Below are 7,721 nucleotides of genomic sequence, written 5' to 3'. Positions count from 1 at the left end.
CGCATCCAGCAGCCCCTGCCGCACGCCACGCGACAGCGCGTTCACCGGCGCATGGTCGATGTGAACCACCGCGACAGACCCGTGGCGGGTGATCGGGAGGAGAGAAGCCTGCGCGTCCACCGCTCAGACCCGCTCGATGAGGGCGGCGATGCCCTGGCCGACGCCGATGCACATGGTGGCGACCGCCCGCTTGCCGCCACGGACTTCCAGTGCGCTCACCGCAGTCATGGCAAGGCGCGCGCCGGACATGCCGAGCGGGTGGCCAAGCGCGATGGCGCCGCCATGCGGGTTCACGTGCTCCGCATCATCCGGCAGGCCGAGCTGGCGCAGCACCGCCAGCGCCTGCGAGGCGAAAGCTTCATTGAGTTCGATGAGGTCGATGTCGGAAAGGGACAGGCCGTTCTTTTCCAGAAGCTTGCGCGTGGCCGGCGCCGGGCCGATGCCCATGATCCGCGGCGGCACGCCGGCCTGCACCACGGAAATGACGCGGGCGCGCGGCGTGAGGCCGTACTTTTTCGCCGCCGCTTCCGAGGCGAGGATGAGCGCGCCGGCGCCATCGTTGACGCCGGAGGCATTGCCCGCCGTCACCGAGCCGCCGTCCTTGCGGAAGGGAGTCTTCAGCGCGGCCAGTTGCTCCAAGGTCGTATCGCCGCGCGGGTGCTCGTCGCGCTCCACCAACACCGAGGACTTCTTGCCCTTCACCTCGATGGGCGCGATCTCGCGGGCGAAGAAGCCCGCCTCCTGCGCGGCCTTCGCCCGCTGCTGGGAGCGCCAGGCGAACAGATCCTGATCGGCGCGGGAAATGGCGAAGTCGGCGGCGACGTTCTCGCCGGTCTCCGGCATGGAATCGACGCCGTACTGCGCCTTCATCAGCGGGTTGATGAAGCGCCAGCCGATAGTGGTGTCGTAGATCTCCGCCTGCCGCGAAAAGGCTTCCGTGGCCTTGCCCTGTACGAAGGGCGCGCGGGTCATGCTCTCCACGCCGCCGGCGATGATGAGGTCGGCATCGCCGGTCATGATCGCGCGGGCGCCGATGCCCACCGCATCGAGGCCGGAGCCGCACAGCCGGTTCACGGTGGTGCCCGGCGCGCTCACCGGCAGGCCGGCGAGGAGCGCGGCCATGCGGGCGACGTCGCGATTGTCCTCGCCCGCCTGGTTGGCGCAGCCGAGGATCACGTCATCCACCGCCTCCCAGTCCACGCCGGGGTTGCGGTCCTTGAGCACGCGAATGGGATGAGCGGCGAGGTCGTCCGCCCGCACATCCTTGAGGGCGCCGGCATAGCGGCCGATGGGGGTGCGCGCGAAATCGCAGATGAAGGCGTCAGCCATGATGATCTCCGAAGAAAGGGGCTCAGGCGGCGGCCGGACGGCGCACACACACGACGCGGAAGCGGCCTGCCACGAAGGCCGCATCGGTGAGGCAGGCATTGCCGGCGGGATTGGCGCCGGAGACGTGGTAGTCGCTGAAGGCTGCGCTCTGGTTCACATAGATGCCGCCCGTGAGGTTCACAGAGAGCGCCACGCCGGCGCGGGCATAGGCCGGCACGGCGCGGGCGATCTCTGCCTCGTCGGTGGAATAGAGAGCGGCGGTGATGGCGCCCTTTTCGCGCGCGGCGCGGGCGGCGCGGGCCACCCCATCCGCCGCATCGGCCACCGCGACGACAAAGGCGATGGGGCCGAACCGCTCTTCGAGATATGCCGCCTCGTCGGCAGCATCCACCGCCAGCAGAAGCGGCGTCGCCGTCCGCGCGCCCTCCACCTGCAGCGCTGCGCTGTCGCGCACGATGCGGCCGAGGCTGCGGGCTTCCTCGATACGGGCGAGTGTCGCCGGATTCTGGATGGCGCCCAGCACCGCCGCGGCGCGGGCGGGCTCCGACAGTAGCGCATCGATGGCCGAGGCGATGCCACCAGCCACCTCGTCGAAGCTCTTGTGCCCCGCCTCGGTCTCGATGCCGCCCCCCGGCACGAAGATGACCTGCGGCGCCGTGCACATCTGGCCGCTATAGAGCGAGAGCGAGAAGGCGATGTTCTGGCACATCGGCCCGAAAGCGCCGGTGGAGGAGACGACGATGGTGTTGACACCCGCCTCTTCCGTGAACACCAGCTTGTCCTTCACATTCTCCCGCAGCCAGCCGCCGAACTGGGAAGAGCCGGTGAAGTCGACGATGCCGACGGCCGGGTTGATCGCCAGCTCCTTCGCGATGGGCGCCTCGGCGGTGTCGGGGGCGAGCTGGATCACGTCCGGATCGAAGCCCTCCTCCGCCAGCACCTCGCGGGCGATGCGCACGGTGAGCGCCAGCGGCAGGATGGCGGCGGGGTGCGGCTTCACAATCACCGCATTGCCGGTGACGAGATCGGCGAACAGCGCGGGATAGCTGTTCCAGGTGGGAAAGGTGGCGCAGCCGATGACGAGGCCGATGCCGCGCGGCACCACGTGGAAATCCTTGTCGAGACGGATGGCGGAGCGGCCCATGGGCTTTTCCCACACCACCGCGCCGGGCACGCGGGACATCTCCTCATAGGCGTAGGCGACGGCCTCCAGCCCGCGATCCTGCGCATGCGGGCCGCCGGCCTGGAACGCCATGGGCCCGGCCTGCCCGGTGGTGTGCTCCACCGCTTCCGCGATGAGGAAGCTCGCCGTGTTGAGGCGCACGAGGATTTCCAACGCAATGCCCGTGCGCTGCGCGATGGAGGCGGCGGCCCATGCGGCGCCGGCCTTCTCCGCGCGAGCGATCAGGTCGTCCACGGCGCGGGCGCGATAGCTGATGCCGAGGGCGGGACCGAAGGGCGAGACCTCGGCGCCGATCAGGGGCGCGTCTTCGCCCGCGGCGAGCTCGAACGGCTGGTCCTTCACGGCAGCGAACGCCGCCTTGGCCTCGGCCGCGCCGCCTTCGGGATAGGCCTTGGGATTTTCCGGGAAGGCCGCCCAGAAGCCCCGCCCGCGCGCTGCGGCAACGGCGGATTCGAGCAGCGCGGCGTGGGCCGCGAACAGGTCAGCCATGGTCCTCTCCCTGTGCCGGGACGCTGTGCGATGATGTTGACAAGCCCATCCCTTGCGCTAATGATTAACCGATCGTCCGGTTAATTCAAGAGGCTCCGAAAGAGCCCACAAGTGGGAGGACCAAGTGGAGGCGCATCTGAACGAAGCCGTGCTGACCGTCACGGACCATGGCGGCTGGACGGAGCTGACGCTCAATCGTCCCGACCGCCTCAATTCCTTCAACGAGGAGATGCACGGCGCCCTTGCGGCGGCACTGGACGCCGCCGCCGATGAGAGCTGCCGCGCCGTGCTGCTCACGGGTGCCGGCCGGGGCTTCTGCGCCGGGCAGGATCTCTCCGCCCGCGCCAATGCCGAAGGCCCGCTCGACCTCGGCGCCACCATCGAAGCCTTCTACAATCCGCTCATCCGCCGCATCCGAGGCCTCCACAAGCCCGTGGTTTGCGCGGTGAATGGCGTGGCCGCCGGGGCCGGCGCCAACATCGCTTTGGCCTGCGACATCGTTCTGGCGGCGCGTTCCGCCAAGTTCATCCAGGCGTTCTCGAAGATCGGCCTCGTGCCCGATTCGGGCGGCACCTATTTCCTGCCGCGCCTCATCGGCGACGCGCGGGCGCGGGCGCTGATGCTGCTGGCCGAGCCGCTCGCGGCGGAAACCGCGGCCGAATGGGGCCTGATCTGGAAGGTGATCGACGACGCCGCCCTCATGGACGAGGCCCGCGCGCTCACCGCCCGCCTCGCCACCCAGCCGACGCAGGGCCTCGCCCTCACCAAGGCGGCGCTCAATGCCTCCGGCGGCAACAGCCTCAATGACCAGCTCGATCTCGAGCGCGACCTGCAGCGCGAGGCCGGCCGCACGCCGGATTATCGCGAGGGCGTGAAAGCCTTCATGGAAAAGCGCGCCCCGAACTTCACGGGACGCCGCTCGTGACCGCCGCCGCCGAAACCGTGGCGGCGCTCTCCCCGGAGGAGATCGCCCGCCGCTCGGCTGACGCCATGTGGGCGACCGACCATGCGAGCCAGGGGCTCGGCATGGAGATCGTCAGCATCGGCCCGGGCACCGCCACCCTCGCCATGACGCTCACCGAGCGCATGTGCAACGGCTTCGGCATGGGCCATGGCGGCTTCATCTTCGCCTTGGCCGACAGCGCCTTTGCTTTCGCGTGCAACACCTATGACGAGCGCACCGTCGCCCAGCACTGCTCGGTGACCTATCTGCGCCCCGGCACCCGCGGCAAGCGCCTCGTGGCGCGGGCGCGCGAGGTGAGCCGCAGCGGGCGCTCCGGCATTTACGATGTCGAACTTTCGCAGGACGATGTGGTGATCGCCCAGTTCCGCGGCCATTCCCGCACCATCGGCGGGCGCATCACGCAGACAGACGCCGGGGGCGCGGACGCCCTTGCCAGCAAGAAATCCTGATCTCGCAGAAGATCCATCTGGAGGAGACGATGAACATGGCTCTGCCGGCACTGTCCCCGGGCCGTTCCTTCGAGGGTGGCCTCGATCCCGCCGAGCGCGCCTCGCGCGACGAGATCATGTCCCTGCAGCGCGAGCGCCTCGCCTGGTCGTTGCGCCACGCCTACGAGAACGTGCCTTTCTACCGCCAGGCGTTCGACAAGGCCGGCGTTCACCCCTCCGACCTGCGCGACCTCTCGGACCTCGCCAAGTTCCCCTTCACGGTGAAGACGGACCTGCGCGACAACTACCCCTTCGGCCTCTTCGCGGTGCCGAAGGAGAAGCTGATCCGCGTGCACGGCTCCTCCGGCACCACCGGCAAGCCCATCGTGGTGGGCTACACCAAGGCCGACATCGACATGTGGGCCGACGTGATGGCCCGCTCCATCCGTGCCGCGGGCGTGCGTCCGGGCATGATGGTGCATGTGGCCTATGGCTATGGCCTGTTCACCGGCGGCCTCGGCGCCCATTATGGCGTCGAGCGTCTGGGCTGCACCGTCGTGCCCATGTCCGGCGGCATGACCGAGCGCCAGGTCCAGCTCATCCACGATTTCAAGCCCGACGCCATCATGGTGACGCCGAGCTACATGCTCGCCCTCATGGACGGCTTCGCCAAGGCCGGGCTCGACCCGCGCGAGACCTCGCTCAAATACGGCATCTTCGGCGCCGAGCCGTGGACCAATGCCATGCGCCAGGAGATCGAGCGCGACTTCGCGCTTGATGCCACCGACATCTACGGCCTCTCCGAGGTCATCGGCCCCGGCGTCGCGCAGGAATGCGTGGAGACCAAGGACGGCCTGCACATCTGGGAGGATCATTTCTACCCGGAGGTGATCGACCCGCTCACCGGAGAAGTGCTGCCCGATGGCTCGAAGGGCGAGTTGGTGTTCACCTCGCTGACCAAGGAAGCCTTCCCCATCATCCGCTACCGCACCCGCGACCTCACCCGCCTGCTTCCAGGCACGGCGCGGCCGGGCATGCGGCGCATGGAGAAGGTGACGGGTCGCTCCGACGACATGATCATCCTGCGCGGCGTCAACGTCTTCCCGACCCAGATCGAGGAAATCCTGCTGGCAGTGGAGGCCTGCTCCGGCCACTACCAGATCGAGCTGACCCGCGATGGGCGCATGGACGAGATGACCGTGCACGCCGAGATCCGCGAGGAGGTCTATGGCGAGGTGGATGTGGACGCCACCGGGAAGCGCATCCTCAAGCGCATCAAGGACACCATCGGCATCACCACGCGCATCACCCTGCACGAGCCGGGCGGCATCGAGCGCACGGCCACCGGCAAGGCCAAGCGCATCCTGGACCGCCGTCCCAAGGAGTGAGCGGAGGGCGTTCCGCCCTCCGCTGCCTTAACAAAAAAGGCCCGGCATTGCCGGGCCTTTTCCTTTCCGTCGCCGGTCTCAGTCGAGGCCGAGGGGCGCGAGGCGGTCGGCGGCGATCCGCTCCCATTGCGCCAGCAGCACCTCGTTGGGCGTGTGGCGCAGGCCGAGGCGGCGCAGCGTGTCGTAGCGGGCGGAGCCGGCCACACCGAACGTGGCGGCGACCCTGGGACGCCAGTAGGCAAGGCTTGCCCGCGCCCCCACTCGCCCGACCTCGGTTGCGGCGATGCGTTCCAGCCCTTCGAGCCCCAGCTCGGCATGGCGCGCCTCGCGCGGGGCGATCTCACGGAACACCTCGGCGAGCGGCGCATAGGACACCCGCGCCAACTCGGCGAGTTGCACGCCGGAGGCGAGGCCCATGAGCACGTTCATCGCCACCGCATCGGTCCACCCCGTGATGGGATAGTGGAAGACCGAGAGGCGCATGTCGTTGCCGTGCCGCGCGGTACCGAGATCGGCATCACGGTCGATCCGCGCGGCCCAGTCGTGCTGCGCCTCATAGCGGCCGGTATCGGTGCCGAAGGCGCCCATGAGGCCGAGGACGCGCTCGGCATGGTCCGCCTTCTCCAGCGTGATGCGGCTGGCCGCGATGCGCGCCTTGATGCCGGGCGAGAAGTTGATGGAGGCGGCGAAGCCGGCCGAGCCCGCAAGCTGGCTGTCCACGAACGAGGACATGAGCCGCAACAGCTCGCCGCGATAGCGCGGCGGCACGTTGTCGGGCGAGGAGAGCACGCCGCCCTGGGCGAGATAGTCGTCGATGGCGATCACGTCGGACATGGTTTCCCCCTCACTCGTCGTAGGTGACGACGAGCTTTTCGGTGAGCGGGAAGCACTGGCAGGTGAGCACGTAGCCGGCGCGCACCTCGTAATCCTCCAGCGCATGGTTGACGGCCATCTCCACCTCGCCCTCCACCACCTTGGCGCGGCAGGTGGAGCAGACGCCCGCCTTGCAGGCGTAGGGCGCATCGAGACTGGCGGCGAGGGCGGCGTCGAGCAGGCTCTGGCCCTCCCGCGGCATGTGGAAGGTACGGGTGGCGCCGTCCAGCGTTACGGTCGCGGTGGTGCCGGCGCCGTTGGCGGCGACGTTCGCGGACACGGCCTTGGCCTTCGCCCGGCCCGGCTGGCCCGAGGCGAACAGCTCGAACTTGATCTGCGCGTCCGTGAGCCCGTGTTCGCGCAGTGCCGCGGCAATCGCCAGCATCATGGGTTCGGGGCCGCAGATGAAAGCGGTGTCAACCGACTTCGCGTCGATCCAGTGCTTGAAGAGACCTTCCATCTTCTCCGCGTCGACGCGGCCGGTGAACAGGTCGATCTCCTGCGCCTCGCTCTCCAGCACATGCAGCACCGAGAGTCGGCCGAGATAGATGTTCTTCAGATCCTCCAGCTCCTCGCGGAACATGATGGAGCTGATCTGCCGGTTGGCATAGACGAGGGTGAAACGGGACCTGGGTTCGCGCGCCAGCACCGTCTTGATGATGGACAGGAGCGGCGTGATGCCCGAGCCGCCAGCAAAGCCGAGATAGTGGCGATCCAGCTCCGGGGCGAGCGGCACGAAGAACTTGCCCATGGGCGGCATGGCTTCGAGCGTGTCGCCGGGGGAAAGGTTCTCATTGGCCCAGGTGGAGAAAGCGCCGCCCTCCACCTTCTTGATGCCCACCTTCAGGCAGCCCTCATCCTTGCCGGCGCAGATGGAATAGCTGCGGCGCAGCTCTTCCCCATCAAAATCACGGCGGAAGGTGAGGTATTGGCCCTGCGTGAAGTCGAACGCCGCGGCGTCCTCGGGGCGGGGCTTGAGGGTGACGACGACGGCATCACGCGTCTCGCGCCGCACGTCGACCACCTCCAGGGAATGAAACCGTGCCATGCGGCGCTCCTCGGGATTT

At 68.6% G+C, this 7,721-nt stretch carries 7 protein-coding genes; 3 read left to right on the top strand and 4 right to left on the bottom strand.

All coding sequences use genetic code 11. The features are described 5' to 3' along the window. Positions 1-123: 123 nt before the first annotated feature. Positions 124-1,329, bottom strand: coding sequence for a 3-oxoadipyl-CoA thiolase (gene pcaF / locus FHT36_RS18020; RefSeq protein WP_169123846.1), 1,206 nt, complete (start codon positions 1,327-1,329; stop codon positions 124-126). Positions 1,330-1,351: 22 nt separating this feature from the next. Beyond that, positions 1,352-3,001 (bottom strand): phenylacetic acid degradation protein PaaN, encoded by a 1,650-nt coding sequence (paaN, locus tag FHT36_RS18015; protein WP_169123845.1) that lies wholly within the window; start codon positions 2,999-3,001, stop codon positions 1,352-1,354. A gap of 124 nt (positions 3,002-3,125) precedes the next feature. Here paaN and paaG point away from each other — a divergent pair, with 124 nt between their 5' ends. The 3 genes from paaG to paaK all read left to right on the top strand — a co-directional run bounded on the left by paaG (position 3,126) and on the right by paaK (position 5,781). Then, complete coding sequence (gene paaG / locus FHT36_RS18010; RefSeq protein ID WP_407077083.1) at positions 3,126-3,926, top strand: 2-(1,2-epoxy-1,2-dihydrophenyl)acetyl-CoA isomerase PaaG; 801 nt, start codon at positions 3,126-3,128, stop codon at positions 3,924-3,926. Between the two features lie 65 nt (positions 3,927-3,991). Next, on the top strand, positions 3,992-4,414 hold the full coding sequence (paaI, locus tag FHT36_RS18005; protein ID WP_210257850.1) for a hydroxyphenylacetyl-CoA thioesterase PaaI: 423 nt from the start codon (positions 3,992-3,994) through the stop codon (positions 4,412-4,414). Positions 4,415-4,449: 35 nt separating this feature from the next. After that, positions 4,450-5,781 carry a phenylacetate--CoA ligase PaaK gene (paaK, locus tag FHT36_RS18000; protein WP_169123886.1) on the top strand — a complete coding sequence of 444 codons (1,332 nt, stop codon included), beginning with the start codon at positions 4,450-4,452 and terminating at the stop codon, positions 5,779-5,781. Between the two features lie 78 nt (positions 5,782-5,859). Here the strand turns inward: paaK and FHT36_RS17995 are convergent, their stop codons facing one another. Then, entirely contained in the window at positions 5,860-6,615 is a 756-nt protein-coding gene (locus FHT36_RS17995) for a Phenylacetic acid catabolic protein (RefSeq protein WP_169123843.1), read from the bottom strand. 10 nt (positions 6,616-6,625) lie between these two features. After that, a complete protein-coding gene (gene paaE, locus FHT36_RS17990; RefSeq protein WP_169123842.1) occupies positions 6,626-7,702 on the bottom strand; it encodes a 1,2-phenylacetyl-CoA epoxidase subunit PaaE in 1,077 nt (358 codons plus the stop codon). Positions 7,703-7,721 lie beyond the last annotated feature (19 nt).

This window comes from Xanthobacter sp. SG618 (assembly GCF_012932745.1).
GTDB lineage: Bacteria > Pseudomonadota > Alphaproteobacteria > Rhizobiales > Xanthobacteraceae > Xanthobacter > Xanthobacter flavus.
The sequence above is the reverse complement of the archived record's forward strand: the minus strand, read 5'-3'. Positions and strand labels throughout refer to the sequence as shown.